Origin of the sequence: Pseudomonas poae, assembly GCA_028869255.1 — a bacterium.
Classification (GTDB): Bacteria; Pseudomonadota; Gammaproteobacteria; order Pseudomonadales; family Pseudomonadaceae; genus Aquipseudomonas; species Aquipseudomonas poae_C.
Genome location: CP110972.1, coordinates 5,821,252 through 5,838,254 on the forward strand (window position 1 = coordinate 5,821,252; position 17,003 = coordinate 5,838,254).

General features: G+C 57.6%; 16 protein-coding genes. 13 read left to right on the forward strand and 3 right to left on the reverse strand.

The features are described 5' to 3' along the window. The first annotated feature begins 45 nt into the window (after positions 1 to 45). Positions 46 to 1,416, forward strand: coding sequence for a tRNA uridine-5-carboxymethylaminomethyl(34) synthesis GTPase MnmE (gene mnmE, locus LRS56_26425; GenBank protein WDU62252.1), 1,371 nt, complete (start codon positions 46 to 48; stop codon positions 1,414 to 1,416). Between the two features lie 19 nt (positions 1,417 to 1,435). Here mnmE and LRS56_26430 read toward each other — a convergent pair whose 3' ends face one another. The 3 genes from LRS56_26430 to LRS56_26440 form a co-directional block, all read right to left on the reverse strand. Continuing rightward, the gene (locus LRS56_26430; GenBank protein ID WDU62253.1) at positions 1,436 to 3,874 is read right to left on the reverse strand and encodes a TonB-dependent siderophore receptor; all 2,439 of its coding nucleotides are present in this window, start codon (positions 3,872 to 3,874) and stop codon (positions 1,436 to 1,438) included. Between the two features lie 91 nt (positions 3,875 to 3,965). Continuing rightward, positions 3,966 to 4,910: a FecR domain-containing protein gene (locus LRS56_26435; protein ID WDU62254.1), complete on the reverse strand. Its 945-nt coding sequence runs from the start codon at positions 4,908 to 4,910 to the stop codon at positions 3,966 to 3,968. Next, positions 4,910 to 5,416, reverse strand: coding sequence for a sigma-70 family RNA polymerase sigma factor (locus LRS56_26440; protein WDU62255.1), 507 nt, complete (start codon positions 5,414 to 5,416; stop codon positions 4,910 to 4,912). The genes LRS56_26435 and LRS56_26440 overlap by 1 nt, the downstream gene beginning before the upstream one ends. 565 nt (positions 5,417 to 5,981) lie before the next feature. On the opposite strand from LRS56_26440, the gene mnmG reads away from it, so the two are divergent. The 12 genes from mnmG (at position 5,982) to atpD (ending at position 17,003) form a co-directional block, all read left to right on the forward strand. Continuing rightward, a complete protein-coding gene (gene mnmG / locus LRS56_26445) occupies positions 5,982 to 7,874 on the forward strand; it encodes a tRNA uridine-5-carboxymethylaminomethyl(34) synthesis enzyme MnmG (protein ID WDU62256.1) in 1,893 nt (630 codons plus the stop codon). Next, positions 7,871 to 8,515: a 16S rRNA (guanine(527)-N(7))-methyltransferase RsmG gene (gene rsmG / locus LRS56_26450; GenBank protein WDU62257.1), complete on the forward strand. Its 645-nt coding sequence runs from the start codon at positions 7,871 to 7,873 to the stop codon at positions 8,513 to 8,515. Before mnmG ends, rsmG begins: the two co-directional genes overlap by 4 nt. Positions 8,516 to 8,533: 18 nt before the next feature. Further along, positions 8,534 to 9,331 (forward strand): ParA family protein, encoded by a 798-nt coding sequence (locus LRS56_26455; protein ID WDU62258.1) that lies wholly within the window; start codon positions 8,534 to 8,536, stop codon positions 9,329 to 9,331. 9 nt (positions 9,332 to 9,340) lie between these two features. After that, positions 9,341 to 10,213 carry a ParB/RepB/Spo0J family partition protein gene (locus LRS56_26460; GenBank protein WDU62259.1) on the forward strand — a complete coding sequence of 291 codons (873 nt, stop codon included), beginning with the start codon at positions 9,341 to 9,343 and terminating at the stop codon, positions 10,211 to 10,213. Positions 10,214 to 10,361: 148 nt separating this feature from the next. Next, on the forward strand, positions 10,362 to 10,769 hold the full coding sequence (locus tag LRS56_26465) for a F0F1 ATP synthase subunit I (protein WDU62260.1): 408 nt from the start codon (positions 10,362 to 10,364) through the stop codon (positions 10,767 to 10,769). 16 nt (positions 10,770 to 10,785) lie between these two features. Continuing rightward, positions 10,786 to 11,655, forward strand: a complete 870-nt coding sequence (atpB, locus tag LRS56_26470) for a F0F1 ATP synthase subunit A (GenBank protein ID WDU62261.1) — start codon at positions 10,786 to 10,788, stop codon at positions 11,653 to 11,655. A gap of 133 nt (positions 11,656 to 11,788) precedes the next feature. After that, a complete protein-coding gene (gene atpE / locus LRS56_26475) occupies positions 11,789 to 12,046 on the forward strand; it encodes a F0F1 ATP synthase subunit C (GenBank protein ID WDU62262.1) in 258 nt (85 codons plus the stop codon). A 56-nt stretch (positions 12,047 to 12,102) separates the two neighbouring features. Next, positions 12,103 to 12,573 (forward strand): F0F1 ATP synthase subunit B, encoded by a 471-nt coding sequence (locus LRS56_26480; protein WDU62263.1) that lies wholly within the window; start codon positions 12,103 to 12,105, stop codon positions 12,571 to 12,573. A 12-nt stretch (positions 12,574 to 12,585) separates the two neighbouring features. Further along, a complete protein-coding gene (locus tag LRS56_26485) occupies positions 12,586 to 13,122 on the forward strand; it encodes a F0F1 ATP synthase subunit delta (GenBank protein ID WDU62264.1) in 537 nt (178 codons plus the stop codon). 21 nt (positions 13,123 to 13,143) lie between these two features. Then, entirely contained in the window at positions 13,144 to 14,688 is a 1,545-nt protein-coding gene (gene atpA / locus LRS56_26490; GenBank protein ID WDU62265.1) for a F0F1 ATP synthase subunit alpha, read from the forward strand. A gap of 50 nt (positions 14,689 to 14,738) precedes the next feature. After that, positions 14,739 to 15,599 carry a F0F1 ATP synthase subunit gamma gene (gene atpG, locus LRS56_26495; protein WDU62266.1) on the forward strand — a complete coding sequence of 287 codons (861 nt, stop codon included), beginning with the start codon at positions 14,739 to 14,741 and terminating at the stop codon, positions 15,597 to 15,599. Positions 15,600 to 15,626: 27 nt separating this feature from the next. Continuing rightward, on the forward strand, positions 15,627 to 17,003 hold the full coding sequence (gene atpD, locus LRS56_26500) for a F0F1 ATP synthase subunit beta (GenBank protein WDU62267.1): 1,377 nt from the start codon (positions 15,627 to 15,629) through the stop codon (positions 17,001 to 17,003).

Below are 17,003 nucleotides of genomic sequence, written 5' to 3' on the forward strand. Positions count from 1 at the left end.
AGTGGGGCGTTTTGCTTTCCGTCATTTTTGTTCTGGAACCTGCTGATGAGCGCTCCTCGTGAAACCATCGCTGCTGTCGCTACCGCTCAAGGTCGCGGCGGTGTCGGTATCGTTCGAATTTCCGGGCCGCTTGCCGGTAAGGCGGCGCAAGCGATCAGCGGCCGTGAACTGAAGCCGCGTTATGCCCATTACGGGGCGTTTCTGGATGCGGACAACAGCGTCCTGGATGAGGGCCTGGCGATCTATTTCCCGGGGCCCAATTCCTTCACCGGTGAAGATGTATTGGAACTGCAGGGCCACGGCGGCCCGGTCGTACTGGATATGTTGCTGCAGCGCTGCCTGCAATTGGGCTGCCGCCTGGCTCGCCCCGGGGAGTTCAGCGAACGCGCCTTTTTGAACGACAAGCTCGACCTGGCACAGGCCGAAGCCATTGCCGACTTGATCGAGGCCAGTTCTGCACAGGCTGCGCGCAATGCGTTGCGCTCATTGCAGGGGGCTTTCTCGCTGCGTGTGCATAACTTGACCGAGCAGTTGATCAGCCTGCGTATCTACGTGGAAGCCGCGATCGATTTTCCGGAAGAGGAAATCGACTTTCTAGCCGATGGCCATGTACTGGCGATGCTGGATAAAGTCCGTGATGAGTTATCCACAGTGCTGCGTGAAGCCGGCCAAGGCGCGTTGCTTCGGGACGGCATGACGGTGGTGATCGCCGGTCGACCGAATGCGGGAAAATCCAGCCTGCTCAACGCTCTGGCAGGTCGCGAAGCGGCCATTGTCACCGAGATCGCCGGCACCACCCGAGATATCCTGCGCGAACATATCCACATCGACGGCATGCCGCTGCACGTGGTCGACACCGCCGGGTTGCGTGACACCGACGACCAGGTGGAAAAGATCGGCGTGGAGCGTGCGCTCAAAGCCATCGGCGAAGCGGACCGTGTGCTGTTGGTGGTGGATGCCACGGCGCCCGAGGCTGTGGATCCTTTTGCGCTATGGCCGGAGTTCCTCGAGCAACGGCCGGACCCGGCCAAAGTGACGTTGATCCGCAACAAGGCAGACCTCACGGGCGAAGCCATTGCCCTGCAAACCAGTGAGGATGGCCATGTGACGATCAGCCTCAGCGCCAAGTCGGCGGGTGATGGCCTGGAACTGCTGCGCGAGCACCTCAAGGCGTGCATGGGCTACGAGCAGACCTCGGAAAGCAGCTTCAGTGCCCGGCGCAGGCACCTGGAGGCGCTGCGCCATGCCAGCGCGGCATTGGAGCACGGTCGAGCGCAGCTGACGTTGGCGGGGGCAGGGGAGCTGCTGGCTGAGGATTTACGTCAGGCGCAGCAGCTGCTCGGGGAAATCACCGGTGCATTCAGCTCCGATGATTTGTTGGGGAGGATCTTTTCCAGTTTCTGTATTGGTAAATAGCCGGCTTATCCACAGCGCCTCACCAGTTGTAGGACACCGTACCGAGCAAGGTACGGCTGTCGCCCCAGTAGCAACGGCCTGCGTCGTTGCAACCGGATACATATTCCTTGTCGAACAGGTTTTTGGCGTTCACATCCACTGACCAGTGTTTGTCTATTTGATAACCGACGGCCGCATCCACCAGCGTCACACTGCCGGCGTCCAACTTCCCGTATAGCGACGGCGCTGTGTAGGAAAAGGTACTGTCGAAATAGCGCACACCGCCGCCCAGGGAAAAACCTTTGAGTTGGCCATCCAGGAAACGGTATTTGCCCCACACCGAAGCCTGGTTGCGCGGAACGCCCGTCATCTGATGCCCCTCGACCAGCGAGGTGGCGGAGTCCTTGGTAATCCGGGCATCCGTGTAGGTATAAGCGGCGGTGACGTTCAGGTTCGGCGTGAGGTTGCTATTGACCTCCACCTCCACACCTTTGGCGCGGCTCTCGCCCACTTGGCGGTAACTGTTGGTGGTGGCATCGAGGTAGGTGTCGTCCTGTTTGCGCAGGTCGTAGACCGATAAGGTCATTGCCGTGTCCCAACCGATCGGTTCGTACTTAACGCCCACTTCGTATTGGCTGCTGGTAATCGGTTTCAGCGGCGAGCCGGCGTTGGAAATCTGCTGGACCGGCACAAACGCAGTGGAGTAGCTGACATACGGCGTCAGGCCGTTGTCGAACTGGTACATCACGCCGCCCTGGTAGGTGAACTTGCGATCTTCGGAGCCGATATTGCTGGCCGGTTTCACCTTGTCGCGAAAATCGCTGTCGACCCAATCCTGGCGGCCGCCCAGCAGGAACAACCAGTGGTCATACTTGCTCTGGACCTGTGCATAAACACCTTTCATCTGTTGCTCAAGCAAGGTGTTTTGCACCGCAATCGGCGTGGTGGGTTCGCGCAGGTACACCGGGTTATACACATTGATGGTGCCGGCGAAGCCTGCGTCCCAATCCTGGTTGAACGAGGTACGATCGTAGCTGGCGCCGAACAGTACGGTATTTTCCAGCGCGCCCAGCTGGAATTTGCCTTCAAGCTGGTTATCCAGGGAGTAGACCATCGACTTGTTGTAGCGGTCGTAGGCGGTCATGTTCAGTTGGGTGCCGAACCCGCCGTTATTCAGTGCACTCGGCCAGGTCTCATGGCGGTTGATGCGCGACTGCATATAACGCGAGTTCTGGCGGTACTGCCAATCGTCATTGAAGCTGTGGCTGAATTCGTAACCGGCGCTCCAGGCCTCACGTTCAAAGGTATTCCAGTCCGGATCGCCAAGCAGGGTGTGCTTGGAGAGTTTGCCGTTGGGATTTTTGAGCAAAGTGCCGGCTGCCGGTAGGCCGAGTTCCAGGTTGGTGTGATCTTTCTGGTAGTTGGCCAGCAGGGTAAGGCTGTTGTAGTCGTCAAAATTCAGGGTCAGGGACGGCGCGATGTAGAGACGATCGTCCGGGACATGATCCGTTTGTGTATCGGACTTGCGGCCGAGCATCACCACCCGACCAAGGATGTTGTCGCTGTCATTGAGCGGGCCGGAGATATCCACACCGACTTGGCGCCGGTTATTCGAGCCATAACCCAGCTGCACCTCGCCTTGTGGGGTCGCCGTGGGGTGTTTGCTGACCAGGTTCACCAGGCCTCCCGGGGCGTTTTCACCGTAGAGCAGGGAAGAAGGCCCACGGAAAATCTCGACGCGCTCCAGGCCGTACGGCTCGCTGGTAGTGTCATACCGGTTGCCTTGCACGCGTAAGCCATCACGCAGCAGGCCGTAGCCGTAATCCGTGGCGTTAAAACCGCGAATGAAGAACAGATCACCGGCCAGGCTGTCGCCAGCGGCGAAAGGCGGCGCGAAGATCCCCGGTACATAACCCAGCACTTCAGTCAGGGTCTGGGACTTCTGGTCCTTGATGCGCTGGCCGGTGACCACCGAGACCGAGCGCGGGGTTTCCGACAGCGGGGTGCTGGTCTTGGTCCCGATGCGGCTATTTTGCGCTTTGTAGCCTACATCCCCGGCAATCTCCTGATTAAACCCCGCCTGTTGATAAGTACTGACGGTGGTGGGCGAGAGGGTCAGTTGACCGGTGGGAGCGGCCTGCAACACATAGCTGCCGGGCGCCTGGACGACCGCTTGCAACCCCGAGCTTTGCAGCAGCAGCGCGAAACCCTGGTCCACCGAGTAGTCACCTTCAAGCCCTGTGGTGTTCAAACGCGCCGTTTGCTCGGGCGAGAAGGACAGAATCACATTGGCCCTGGCGGCAAATTGGCTCAAGGCACGGTCCAGCGGCCCCGCGGCGATGGCGTAATGTTGCACCGCGCTGGCGGCCATGGCGCCGGTCGAGAGCAACACACCGGTGGCGACGGCCGAGGTGAGCAGCAAACCATAGGTCATGCCGTGGCGGGAGAGTTGCTGGCGAAGCTTGGTAGGGAGGCGCATAGGTGGGTAAGCCCTGAAGGTAGCGTCGTAATTACCGGTAGGGCCGTGTCAGGTAAAAAAAAGATAACCCCCTGTGGATTATTTTTTGCGATCAGGCGATTCGCTGCACCGAGACCCAAAAACGGGTGAAGTATTTCACTTGGATCGGCAGGGTTGCCTGCAGGTTGGCCAGCACGGCATCAGTGGAGTCCAGGCGAAATGTCCCGGAAACACGCAGCCGTGCCGAGGCTGAATCGCACTGCAATACACCTGCTCGATAGCGAGCGAGTTCGTCGATCACCTCCCCGAGCCTCGCATTCAGCACGATCAATTGACCATCGACCCAAGCAGCCTGAGCGCCACCATAGGGATGGTTGGGCCCCACGTGTTGCCGATCAAAGTCAGCGCTTTCACCGGCATTCAGCAACCGGCCTCGGTCGGGTTGATCGCCCGGCGACAGACTTACCCGGTCTTCCAGCACGCCTACCCGCGTGGAATCCTCCAGCTGGCGCACTGTAAAACGCGTGCCCAGTGCTTGAATCCGGCCCTGGCGGGTGTCGACATAAAACGGCGTTTGCCCACCCGATTTGCCGGTGTGGATAAGTATTTCACCGTGGCGCAGACGTATCAGGCGCTGGCGCCCGTCGAATACCACATCAATCGCCGTGTGGGTGTTGAGATCAATCCGTGTGCCATCGGCCAGCTCGATGCGCCGCCGTTTACCCACGGGGGTGCGGTAGTCTGCCCACACACTGCCCAGCGGCGTATGTTGCTGAACATTCCAACCCAGGTAGCCGGTGGCGCCGAGTACCAGCATCCACTTGAGTACCTGGCGGCGTTGTTGCGTGGACGACAAGGCGCGGCGAGTCAGATCCTGGGGAAGGGCGCCGAGGCTGCGCTGCAATTGTTCCATCTGGTTCCACGCCGCCTGGTGGGTCGGATCGCCATTGAGCCATTGTTGCCAGGCTTGTCGATCTGCGGGTGTCGGGGGCTGGGACTGAAACTGTACATACCAGCTGGCTGCGGCTTCGAAGGTCTTGCGATCGGGCGCAGCCATTACAGGCCGGCCATGATCAGCGAACATTCAGTCAGGGCGCGGATCATGTGTTTCTTCACCGTGGTTAACGACACCTGCAGTTGCTCGGCGATCTGTTGATAAGTCAGGCCCTCGATCTGCGACAGCATGAAGATCCGCCGCGCTCGCTCCCCAAGGCCGGCCAGGGCTTTATCCACAGCCACCAGGGTTTCAATGATGATTGCCTTGTCTTCTTCACTGACGGCGCAGGCGTGCGGGCGTTCGGCCAGGGTTTGTTTGTAAGCCTGCTCGATGGCGTGTCGCCGGTAGCGGTCAATCACCAGCCCCCGAGCGATGGTCGCCAGATAGTCCCGTGGTTCGAGGATCTGCGCCGCATGGCGCCCTCCCAGAATACGCACAAACGTATCGTGCGCCACGTCGGCCGCATCGCAGGTGTTGTGCAATTTTCCTTTCAGCCACCCGTGCAACCACGAATGGTGTTGCTCATAGATGTGCTGGACCGCAGCCGTGTGTGAAGGAGGGGACATAGGCATGGACAAGGCAGGTTAATGATAATCGCTATTATTAACTGCGCCGTCGTTTTCTCACAATAGCCGTGTTTTTTCTGTGATGAACCCAGAGTCGAAGGTTTTCGGTGGCTTCGCCGTGGCTGCGATTTACCTCTGATCATCGAATTCTGTGGATTAAGCCCTGTGAATAACCGCCCCTGTGCCCAGTTGATAACAGGGCCTGAAACCTGAGTAAAAACCCCTCTGTGGATAACCACCTGTTTAATCCACAGGCTTAAAGCACTTATCCAAGGGCCTCATTGGCACATGACCACAGACTTTTGAATCGCTATACACAACGTAAAAAAAGGCCTGTAGAGATCTATCCACAGAATCTATGCTCAGTAGAAATAAACATAAAAACAAAGATTTAATAAATTTCTCTCTTTTTAATTTCTATTGTCCTTGATTCATCCACAGCTGGTTAAATTTTGTGCAAAGGGTTCTTTAGGGAGGGTTAAGTCCCTATACTTGCCGCCAAAGCTCTAAAACTCTTTCAACAAACAATTCCTGATTACCTACATAAGCAGGCACGAGGTGCGTGGTGGATTTCCCTTCCCGTTTTGAAGTGATCGTCATCGGCGGCGGTCATGCCGGTACCGAGGCAGCACTGGCGTCAGCACGCATGGGCGTAAAAACCCTGTTGCTGACGCACAACGTGGAAACCCTCGGTGCCATGAGTTGCAACCCCGCCATCGGTGGGATCGGCAAAAGCCATTTGGTCAAAGAAATCGACGCCCTTGGCGGCGTCATGGCCATGGCCACCGACAAAGGTGGTATTCAATTTCGCGTGCTCAACAGCCGCAAAGGCCCAGCAGTGCGTGCTACCCGGGCACAAGCTGACCGCATCCTGTACAAGGCAGCGGTACGTGAAACCCTGGAAAACCAGCCAAACCTGTGGATATTTCAACAAGCGGCGGATGACCTGATCGTCGAACAAGACCAGGTACGCGGTGTTGTCACGCAAATGGGCCTGCGTTTCTTTGCAGAATCCGTGGTGTTGACCACCGGTACGTTCCTCGGCGGACTTATCCACATCGGCATGCAGAACTATTCCGGTGGTCGCGCTGGTGATCCGCCGTCGATTGCCCTGGCAAAACGCCTGCGTGAATTGCCGCTGCGCGTCGGCCGTCTGAAAACCGGGACCCCGCCACGTATCGACGGGCGTTCCGTGGATTTCTCGGTGATGACCGAACAAGCCGGCGATACGCCGATTCCGGTGATGTCGTTCATGGGGTCCAAAGAGCAGCACCCGAAACAGGTGAGCTGCTGGATTACCCACACCAATGCGCGAACCCACGAAATCATCGCCGCGAACCTTGACCGTTCGCCGATGTATTCCGGGGTGATCGAAGGCATTGGCCCGCGTTATTGCCCGTCGATTGAAGACAAGATCCACCGCTTTGCCGACAAGGAAAGCCACCAGGTCTTTATCGAGCCCGAAGGCTTGACCACCCACGAGCTGTACCCGAACGGGATTTCCACTTCCCTGCCGTTCGACGTGCAAATCCAGATCGTGCAGTCGATTCGCGGCATGGAAAACGCGCACATCGTGCGCCCGGGCTACGCCATCGAGTACGACTACTTCGACCCGCGAGACCTGAAATACAGCCTCGAAACCAAAGTGATCGGCGGTTTGTTCTTTGCCGGGCAAATCAACGGCACCACCGGTTACGAAGAAGCCGGCGCCCAGGGTTTGCTGGCCGGGACCAACGCCGCACTGCGTGCACAAGGCAAAGACAGCTGGTGCCCACGTCGCGATGAGGCGTACATCGGCGTGTTGGTTGACGACCTGATTACCCTCGGTACCCAGGAGCCGTACCGGATGTTCACATCCCGAGCCGAATACCGCCTGATCTTGCGTGAAGACAACGCCGACCTGCGCCTGACCGAAAAAGGTCGCGAGCTGGGCCTGGTCGATGATGCGCGCTGGCAAGCCTTCTGCAAAAAACGCGAAAGCATCACGCTCGAAGAGCAACGCTTGAAAAGTACCTGGGTCCGCCCAGGCACCGAGCAAGGCGACGCGATTGCCGAAAAATTCGGCACGCCGCTGACCCACGAATACAACCTGCTGAACCTGCTGTCCCGTCCGGAAATCGACTACGCTGGCCTGGTCGAAGTAACAGGCCAGGGCGCAGAAGATCCACAGGTCGCCGAACAGGTCGAGATCAAAACCAAGTACGCCGGTTACATTGACCGCCAACAGGATGAGATCGCCCGCCTGCGCGCCAGTGAAAACACCAAGCTGCCTGTGGATATCGACTACACCGGGATTTCCGGGTTGTCGAAAGAAATTCAAAGCAAGCTGGGGATAACTCGGCCGGAAACTCTAGGCCAGGCATCACGTATCCCCGGTGTCACGCCGGCAGCCATTTCGCTGTTGATGATTCACTTGAAAAAACGCGGCGCGGGCCGTCAGTTGGAGCAAAGCGCTTGAGTTCGTTGGTCACCTCGCAACATGCCGAAGAGTTATCCACAGGCGCGCTCCAATTGGGCGTTGACCTGACCGAAGCCCAGCACGAATTGCTGTTGGGTTATCTGGCCCTGTTGATCAAATGGAACAAGGCTTACAACCTGACCGCAGTGCGCGATCCCGATGAAATGGTCTCGCGCCATTTGCTCGACAGCTTGAGCGTCATGCCGTTTATCGAAAACGGTCGTTGGCTCGATGTCGGCAGCGGTGGCGGCATGCCCGGCATCCCGTTGGCCATCCTGTTTCCCGAGTCGCAAGTGACCTGCCTGGACAGCAACGGCAAGAAAACCCGCTTCCTGACCCAGGTAAAACTCGAACTCAAGCTGGATAACCTCCAAGTTATCCACAGTCGCGTCGAAGCCTTCACGCCTGAACAGCCTTTCAACGGAATTGTTTCCCGGGCATTCAGCAGCATGGAGAACTTCAGCAACTGGACCCGCCACCTGGGCGACCGCGACACCCGCTGGCTGGCAATGAAGGGCGTTCATCCAAGCGACGAGCTGTTAGCATTGCCGGCAGACTTCCACCTCGATAGCGAACACGCCTTGGCCGTACCCGGTTGCCAAGGCCAACGCCATCTGCTGATACTGCGCCGCACGGCATGATTGGGAACACAAGCAAGAATGGCTAAGGTATTCGCGATAGCGAACCAGAAAGGTGGCGTGGGTAAAACCACCACCTGCATCAACCTCGCAGCATCCCTGGTGGCAACCAAGCGCCGGGTGTTGTTGATCGATCTCGATCCACAGGGCAACGCCACCATGGGTAGCGGTGTGGATAAACACGGCCTGGAAAACTCGGTCTACGACTTGCTGATTGGCGAGTGCGACCTGGCCCAGGCCATGCACTACTCCGAACACGGCGGTTATCAACTGCTGCCGGCCAACCGCGATTTGACTGCGGCGGAAGTGGTGCTGCTGGAAATGCAGATGAAAGAAAGCCGTCTGCGCAGTGCCTTGGCGCCGATCCGCGAGAACTACGACTACATTCTGATCGACTGCCCACCGTCGCTGTCGATGCTCACGCTCAACGCGCTGGTGGCCGCCGATGGGGTGATCATCCCCATGCAGTGCGAGTACTTCGCGCTCGAAGGGTTGAGCGACCTTGTGGATAACATCAAGCGTATCGCCGAGTTGCTCAACCCGAACCTGCAGATCGAAGGCCTGTTGCGGACCATGTATGACCCGCGCCTGAGCCTGATGAACGATGTTTCGGCGCAGCTCAAGGAACACTTCGGCGACCAGTTGTACGACACCGTGATCCCGCGCAACATCCGTTTGGCCGAAGCGCCAAGCTACGGGATGCCTGCGCTGGCGTACGACAAAACGTCGCGTGGCGCCATTGCCTACCTGGCGCTGGCCGGCGAGATGGTTCGCCGTCAACGCCGCAACTCACGCACCGCTGCAGCCCAGCCAACTTAAGGAATCCCCATGGCCGTCAAGAAACGAGGTCTCGGACGTGGACTGGATGCACTGCTGAGTGGTCCGACCGTCACATCGCTTGAAGAACAAGCGGTGCAGGCCGACGAGCGCGAGCTGCAGCACTTGCCCCTGGACCTGATCCAGCGTGGCAAATACCAGCCACGTCGGGACATGGACCCCCAGGCGCTGGAAGAACTGGCGAATTCGATCAAGGCCCAGGGCGTGATGCAGCCGATCGTGGTGCGCCCGATTGGTGGCGGTCGTTTTGAAATCATTGCCGGCGAACGCCGCTGGCGGGCCAGCCAGCAGGCCGGCAAAGAGACCATCCCGGCGATGGTGCGCGATGTGCCGGATGAAACCGCCATCGCCATGGCGTTGATCGAGAACATCCAGCGTGAAGACCTCAACCCGATCGAAGAAGCGATCGCGTTGCAGCGTTTGCAGCAGGAATTCCAGCTGACCCAGCAACAGGTAGCCGAGGCCGTGGGTAAATCCCGCGTGACCGTGTCCAACTTGCTGCGCCTGATTGCGCTGCCGGAAGTGATCAAGACCATGTTGTCCCACGGCGACCTGGAGATGGGCCACGCCCGTGCTTTGCTCGGGTTGCCGGAAAATCAACAGGTTGAAGGGGCGCGACACGTTGTCGCACGGGGGCTCACCGTTCGTCAGACCGAGGCCCTGGTTCGCCAGTGGCTCAGCGGCAAACCTGCACCGGTCGAAACAGTCAAAACTGATCCGGATATCGCCCGTCTCGAGCAGCGGCTGGCCGAGCGCCTAGGCTCTGCGGTGCAAATTCGCCACGGCAAGAAAGGCAAAGGGCAGTTGGTCATCGGATATAACTCCCTTGATGAGCTTCAGGGCGTCCTTGCCCACATCCGCTGAAACATTTGCTTATGTAGCGCGTGATCGGAAATCACTACCCGGCAGTTGAATAGGGGCAGAACCGCCCCTATACTCTGCGCGCATTTTGTCGGCACAAATTATGCCAAGTTATTGATTTCCGGCAGCCGACCATTGAGGAGCAAGAGTGATGGAAACCCGCACGCCAAACACGTTGCCGTTCCATCGCTTGGCCGTTTTTCCGGTTTTATTGGCTCAATTTGTCATTTTGCTGATCGCCGCATTGGCGCTTTGGTATTGGCATGGAGTCGTAGCCGGATATTCAGGACTCTGCGGGGGCCTGATAGCCTTGCTGCCCAATATGTATTTTGCTCACAGGGCCTTTCGGTTTTCCGGCGCCCGAGCAGCCCAGGCTATCGTCCGGTCTTTTTACGCCGGTGAAGCAGGGAAACTGATTTTGACGGCAGTGCTGTTTGCACTGACCTTTGCAGGTGTGAAGCCATTGGCGCCGCTGGCTGTATTCGGCGTCTTCGTGTTGACCCAACTGGTCAGCTGGTTCGCTCCCCTGCTAATGAAAACAAGACTTTCGAAACCTTAGGGCGTTTGAGGCAACCATGGCAGAAACAACCGCTTCGGGCTATATCCAGCACCACTTGCAGAACCTGACCTTCGGTCAGCTTCCCAACGGCGGCTGGGGCTTTGCCCACTCCGCAGCAGAAGCCAAAGAAATGGGCTTCTGGGCTTTCCACCTGGATACTCTGGGCTGGTCGGTCGCACTGGGTCTGATCTTCGTCCTGATTTTCCGCATGGCGGCAAAAAAGGCCACTTCCGGTCAGCCAGGTGCTTTGCAGAACTTCGTTGAAGTATTGGTCGAATTCGTCGATGGCAGCGTGAAAGACAGCTTCCATGGCCGTAGCGCGGTGATTGCGCCGTTGGCACTGACCATCTTCGTCTGGGTGTTCCTGATGAACGCCGTCGACCTGATTCCGGTGGACTGGATCCCGCAAGTCGCCATGTGGATCAGCGGCGACCCGCACATTCCATTCCGTGCCGTCTCGACCACTGACCCGAACGCTACCCTGGGCATGGCCCTGTCGGTGTTCGCGTTGATCATTTTCTACAGCATCAAGATCAAGGGCATCGGCGGCTTCATCGGCGAACTGACCCTGCACCCCTTCGGCAGCAAGAACATCTTCGTTCAAGCCCTGCTGATCCCGGTGAACTTCCTGCTGGAATTCGTCACCCTGATCGCCAAGCCGATTTCCCTGGCTCTGCGACTGTTCGGCAACATGTATGCCGGCGAGCTGGTGTTCATTCTGATCGCTGTGATGTTCGGCAGCGGTCTGCTCTGGCTTAGCGGCCTGGGCATTGTTCTGCAGTGGGCGTGGGCTGTGTTCCACATCCTGATCATCACCCTGCAGGCCTTCATCTTCATGATGCTGACCATCGTCTACCTGTCGATGGCGCACGAAGAGAACCATTAAGACCAGTCTCGACTAGTCTGATGTCCTTCCCGGTGAAACGGGAAGGTGGCCCACCAGGGCTATGAAACGATTTGTTTTACCGCTTTAAAATCTAAAAAACCTAAACCATACGACGTAAAAGTCGGGAGGAAAGATGGAAACTGTAGTTGGTCTAACCGCTATCGCTGTTGCACTGTTGATCGGCCTGGGCGCCCTGGGTACTGCCATTGGTTTCGGCCTGCTGGGCGGCAAGTTCCTGGAAGGCGCAGCGCGTCAGCCAGAAATGGTTCCAATGCTGCAAGTTAAAATGTTCATCGTCGCCGGCCTGCTCGACGCCGTGACCATGATCGGCGTTGGTATCGCTCTGTTCTTCACCTTCGCGAACCCCTTCGTTGGTCAACTCGCCGGTTAATCACTCGTCTTTTCGAGTGATTGGTGTGTTGTGCAACGAATGAGCGAGGTATTGGCGTGAACATTAATGCAACCATTATTGGTCAGTCCTTAGCGTTCTTGATTTTTGTCGTTTTCTGCATGAAGTTCGTATGGCCTCCGGTCATCGCAGCTTTGCACGAACGTCAGAAGAAGATCGCAGATGGGCTGGACGCTGCCTCCCGTGCAGCTCGCGACCTGGAGTTGGCCCAAGAGAAAGCGGGCCATCAACTGCGCGATGCTAAGGCACAGGCAGCTGAAATCATTGAGCAAGCCAAGAAACGCGGTAATCAGATTGTTGAAGAGGCTGTTGAAAAAGCCCGTATCGACGCTGACCGTGTGAAGGTTCAGGCTCAGGCCGAGATCGAACAGGAATTGAACGGTGTCAAAGATGCGCTGCGTGCCCAACTGGGTGCTCTGGCCGTCGGCGGTGCTGAGAAGATCCTGGGTGCCACAATCGATCAAAACGCGCACGCGGAGCTGGTAAACAAACTGGCTGCTGAAATTTAAGCGAGGGCGATCATGGCAGAATTGACCACGTTGGCCCGACCTTACGCTAAGGCAGCCTTCGAGCACGCCCAGGCCCACCAGCAGCTGGCCTCTTGGTCAGCCATGCTCGGCCTGGCTGCAGCAGTGTCGCAAGACGACACCATGCAGCGCGTGCTCAAGGCCCCGCGACTGACGAGCGCAGACAAGGCCGCCACTTTTATTGAAGTGTGCGGCGACAAGTTTGATGTGAAAGTGCAGAACTTCATTCACGTCGTTGCCGAAAACGACCGTCTCCCGCTTTTGCCGGAGATCGCCGCTCTGTTCGACCTGTACAAGGCCGAGCAAGAGAAATCGGTAGACGTTGAAGTCACCAGTGCTTTTGCATTGAACCAAGAACAGCAAGACAAACTCGCCAAGGTTCTCAGTGCACGACTCGACCGGGAAGTGCGCCTGCAAGTTGCGGAAGACAAATCCCTCATTGGGGGTGTTGTCATTCGCGCCGGCGACCTGGTTATCGATGGCTCGATTCGCGGCAAACTCGCGAATCTTGCCGAAGCATTGAAATCTTGAGTTTGAAGGGGCAGCAGAGCAATGCAGCAACTCAATCCTTCCGAAATAAGTGAAATTATCAAGGGCCGCATCGACAAGCTCGATGTGACCTCCCAAGCCCGTAACGAAGGCACTGTCGTCAGCGTATCTGACGGCATCGTGCGGATTCACGGTCTGGCCGACGTAATGTACGGCGAGATGATCGAGTTTCCGGGCGGCGTCTACGGTATGGCCCTCAACCTGGAGCAAGACTCCGTAGGTGCCGTTGTATTGGGCGCTTACACCAGTCTGGCTGAAGGCATGAGCGCCAAGTGCACAGGCCGCATCCTGGAGGTTCCGGTTGGTAAGGAACTGCTGGGTCGCGTAGTCGACGCACTGGGTAACCCTGTTGACGGTAAAGGTCCACTGGGCAACACCGAGACCGACGCGGTCGAGAAAGTTGCTCCAGGCGTGATCTGGCGTAAGTCGGTAGACCAGCCTGTACAGACTGGCTACAAGGCTGTCGATGCCATGATCCCAGTCGGCCGTGGCCAGCGTGAGCTGATCATCGGTGACCGTCAGATCGGTAAAACCGCTCTGGCGATCGACGCGATCATCAACCAGAAGAACAGCGGCATTTTCTGCGTCTACGTAGCCATCGGTCAGAAGCAATCGACCATCGCCAACGTGGTTCGCAAGCTGGAAGAAAACGGCGCCCTGGCCAACACGATCATCGTGGCTGCCAGTGCTTCGGAATCTCCTGCGCTGCAATTCCTGGCACCGTACTCCGGTTGCACCATGGGTGAATTCTTCCGCGACCGCGGTGAAGACGCGCTGATCGTTTATGACGATCTGTCCAAGCAAGCAGTGGCTTACCGCCAGATTTCCCTGCTGCTGCGCCGTCCACCAGGCCGTGAAGCTTACCCAGGCGACGTGTTCTATCTCCACTCCCGTCTGCTGGAGCGCGCATCCCGCGTTTCGGAAGAGTACGTAGAGAAGTTCACCAACGGCGCAGTGACCGGCAAAACCGGTTCCCTGACCGCACTGCCGATCATCGAAACCCAGGCTGGCGACGTTTCCGCGTTCGTTCCGACCAACGTGATTTCCATCACCGACGGTCAGATCTTCCTGGAATCGGCCATGTTCAACTCGGGCATCCGCCCTGCAGTGAACGCCGGTGTTTCGGTATCCCGTGTGGGTGGTGCCGCTCAGACCAAGATCATCAAGAAGCTCTCCGGTGGTATCCGTACCGCTCTGGCTCAGTACCGTGAACTGGCGGCATTCGCCCAGTTCGCTTCTGACCTGGACGAAGCGACCCGTAAGCAACTTGAGCATGGTCAGCGCGTTACCGAGCTGATGAAGCAGAAGCAATACGCCCCAATGTCGATCGCTGACATGGCGTTGTCGCTGTATGCCGCTGAGCGTGGGTTCCTGACCGACGTTGAAATCGCCAAGGTCGGCAGCTTTGAACAAGCGCTGATTGCTTACTTCAACCGCGATCACGCCGAATTGATGGCGAAGATCAACGTGAAGGGTGACTTCAATGACGATATCGACGCTGGCATGAAAGCCGGTATCGAGAAGTTCAAGGCCACCCAAACCTGGTAAGCCGCAGCGGGAGCCGCAAGGCTCCCGCTTGCTAACCTGATAGGTGTTACATGGCAGGCGCAAAAGAGATTCGCAGTAAGATTGCGAGCATCAAAAGCACGCAAAAGATTACCAGCGCCATGGAAAAAGTGGCGGTCAGCAAAATGCGCAAGGCACAAATGCGCATGGCTGCTAGCCGTCCTTATGCGGAGCGTATCCGCCAGGTAATTGGGCATCTGGCCAACGCCAACCCGGAATACCGCCACCCGTTCATGATCGACCGCGAAGTTAAGCGTGTGGGTTATGTGGTTGTGAGCAGTGACCGTGGTTTGTGCGGTGGTTTGAATACCAACCTGTTCAAGGCCCTGGTCAAGGACATGGCGGTAAACCGCGAAAAAGGCGTCGAGATCGATCTGTGTGTTGTTGGTAGCAAGGGTGCGGCCTTTTTCCGTAACTTCGGCGGTAACGTCGTTGCAGCTATCAGCCACCTGGGTGAAGAGCCGTCGATCAATGATTTGATCGGCAGTGTGAAGGTGATGCTGGATGCGTACCTGGAAGGCCGGATTGACCGCCTTTCCGTGGTATCCAACAAGTTCATCAACACCATGACCCAGCAGCCAACCGTGGAGCAATTGATTCCACTGGTGGCGACTCCGGATCAGGAACTCAAGCACCACTGGGACTACCTCTACGAACCAGACGCCAAAGAGCTGCTTGACGGCTTGATGGTGCGCTACGTGGAGTCGCAGGTGTACCAGGCGGTGGTCGAGAACAACGCAGCTGAACAAGCGGCGCGGATGATCGCGATGAAAAACGCTACCGATAACGCCGGTGATCTGATCAGCGATTTGCAGCTGATCTACAACAAGGCGCGTCAGGCTGCGATCACCCAAGAGATCTCGGAAATCGTCGGCGGCGCTGCCGCGGTTTAACGGTTCAAATATTCAGAGGATCCAGCTATGAGTAGCGGACGTATCGTTCAAATCATCGGCGCCGTTATCGACGTGGAATTTCCACGCGACAGCGTACCGAGCATCTACAACGCGCTGAAAGTACAAGGCGCGGAAACTACTCTGGAAGTTCAGCAGCAGCTGGGCGACGGCGTAGTTCGTACCATTGCGATGGGTTCCACCGAAGGCTTGAAGCGCGGTCTGGACGTTGTCGACACTGGCGCTGCCATCTCCGTACCGGTCGGTAAAGCGACCCTGGGCCGGATCATGGACGTACTGGGCAACCCGATCGACGAAGCTGGCCCGATCGACACCGAAGAGCGCTGGGGCATTCACCGTCCAGCACCTTCGTTCGCCGAGCAAGCGGGCGGCAACGATCTGCTGGAAACCGGCATCAAGGTTATCGACCTGGTTTGCCCGTTCGCCAAAGGCGGTAAAGTCGGTCTGTTCGGTGGTGCCGGTGTAGGCAAAACCGTAAACATGATGGAACTGATCCGTAACATCGCCATCGAGCACAGCGGTTATTCCGTGTTCGCCGGTGTGGGTGAGCGTACTCGTGAGGGTAACGACTTCTACCACGAGATGAAGGACTCCAACGTTCTGGACAAAGTGGCACTGGTTTACGGTCAGATGAACGAGCCGCCGGGAAACCGTCTGCGCGTAGCACTGACTGGCCTGACCATGGCCGAGAAGTTCCGTGACGAAGGTAACGACGTTCTGTTGTTCGTCGACAACATCTACCGTTACACCCTGGCCGGTACTGAAGTATCCGCACTGCTGGGCCGTATGCCTTCGGCAGTAGGTTACCAGCCGACCCTGGCTGAAGAGATGGGCGTTCTGCAAGAACGTATCACTTCGACCAAAGAAGGTTCGATCACCTCGATCCAAGCGGTATACGTACCTGCGGATGACTTGACCGACCCATCGCCTGCTACCACCTTCGCCCACTTGGACGCCACCGTCGTTCTGTCCCGTGACATCGCTTCCCTGGGTATCTACCCAGCGGTCGATCCACTCGACTCGACTTCGCGCCAGCTGGACCCGAACGTGATCGGCCAGGAGCACTACGACACCGCTCGCGGCGTTCAGTACGTGCTGCAGCGTTACAAAGAACTGAAGGACATCATTGCGATCCTGGGTATGGACGAGCTGTCGGAAGCCGACAAGCAGTTGGTAAACCGTGCTCGTAAGATCCAGCGCTTCTTGTCGCAGCCGTTCTTCGTGGCTGAAGTCTTCACCGGTGCTTCGGGTAAATACGTTTCCCTGAAAGACACCATTGCTGGCTTCAAAGGCATCCTCAACGGTGACTACGACCACCTGCCAGAACAAGCGTTCTACATGGTCGGCGGCATCGAAGAAGCGATCGAGAAAGCCAAGAAACTGTAA

What these genes read in the sequence shown, in the direction of transcription:
- mnmE (WDU62252.1), top strand. Translation starts at nt 46, where the DNA reads ATGAGCGCTCCTCGTGAAACCATCGCTGCTGTCGCTACCGCTCAAGGT.
- atpG (WDU62266.1), top strand. Translation starts at nt 14,739, where the DNA reads ATGGCAGGCGCAAAAGAGATTCGCAGTAAGATTGCGAGCATCAAAAGC.
- LRS56_26440 (WDU62255.1), bottom strand. Translation starts at nt 5,416, where the DNA reads ATGTCCCCTCCTTCACACACGGCTGCGGTCCAGCACATCTATGAGCAA.
- atpE (WDU62262.1), top strand. Translation starts at nt 11,789, where the DNA reads ATGGAAACTGTAGTTGGTCTAACCGCTATCGCTGTTGCACTGTTGATC.
- atpA (WDU62265.1), top strand. Translation starts at nt 13,144, where the DNA reads ATGCAGCAACTCAATCCTTCCGAAATAAGTGAAATTATCAAGGGCCGC.
- LRS56_26435 (WDU62254.1), bottom strand. Translation starts at nt 4,910, where the DNA reads ATGGCTGCGCCCGATCGCAAGACCTTCGAAGCCGCAGCCAGCTGGTAT.
- LRS56_26485 (WDU62264.1), top strand. Translation starts at nt 12,586, where the DNA reads ATGGCAGAATTGACCACGTTGGCCCGACCTTACGCTAAGGCAGCCTTC.
- LRS56_26465 (WDU62260.1), top strand. Translation starts at nt 10,362, where the DNA reads ATGGAAACCCGCACGCCAAACACGTTGCCGTTCCATCGCTTGGCCGTT.
- LRS56_26460 (WDU62259.1), top strand. Translation starts at nt 9,341, where the DNA reads ATGGCCGTCAAGAAACGAGGTCTCGGACGTGGACTGGATGCACTGCTG.
- atpD (WDU62267.1), top strand. Translation starts at nt 15,627, where the DNA reads ATGAGTAGCGGACGTATCGTTCAAATCATCGGCGCCGTTATCGACGTG.
- atpB (WDU62261.1), top strand. Translation starts at nt 10,786, where the DNA reads ATGGCAGAAACAACCGCTTCGGGCTATATCCAGCACCACTTGCAGAAC.
- LRS56_26455 (WDU62258.1), top strand. Translation starts at nt 8,534, where the DNA reads ATGGCTAAGGTATTCGCGATAGCGAACCAGAAAGGTGGCGTGGGTAAA.
- LRS56_26430 (WDU62253.1), bottom strand. Translation starts at nt 3,874, where the DNA reads ATGCGCCTCCCTACCAAGCTTCGCCAGCAACTCTCCCGCCACGGCATG.